1 protein-coding gene is annotated in these 465 nt (G+C 52.9%); it reads right to left on the reverse strand.

Annotated features, from left to right (window positions below; translation table 11 throughout):
- A partial coding sequence (locus G9G53_RS25740) for an AMP-binding protein (protein WP_165150885.1) occupies positions 1-465 on the reverse strand: 465 nt, incomplete at both ends.

Genomic DNA, 465 nt, shown 5'->3' on the forward strand with positions numbered 1-465 from the left:
TTCAATCGTATAAGCGGTCGCATCTACCGTCGTTTCGGTCGGACCGTACACGTTCGTAATCACCGGACGATACCCGGACCACTTGTGCAGGAACACTTGTACCAGCTGCACGGATAATGCTTCGCCACCGATCAGGTAATGCTTCACTTCCGGCGCTTCCGTCACACTGACGCTTTCGTTCAAAATATGCAGATGCGCAGGTGTGCCGTCCGACAGATCAATCCGGTGCGTGCGGTAGTAGGCGATCAAATGCTCTCCGCTCAGACTGACGTCACGGGACACCACATGCAGAGTGTGGCCTAACAGCAAGCTGGCAAAGATTTGCTTCACCGAAGCATCAAATACAAATGCTGACAGCCATGCGACATGAAGCGGCTGTTCGTAACGGCTGTATACTCGTTTCCATAAAGCATCTACCAGATTGCTAACACTGCCCTGCTCGATCATGACCCCTTTCGGCTGACC

The organism is Paenibacillus sp. EKM206P, assembly GCF_011066155.1.
Classification (GTDB): Bacteria; Bacillota; Bacilli; order Paenibacillales; family Paenibacillaceae; genus Paenibacillus; species Paenibacillus polymyxa_D.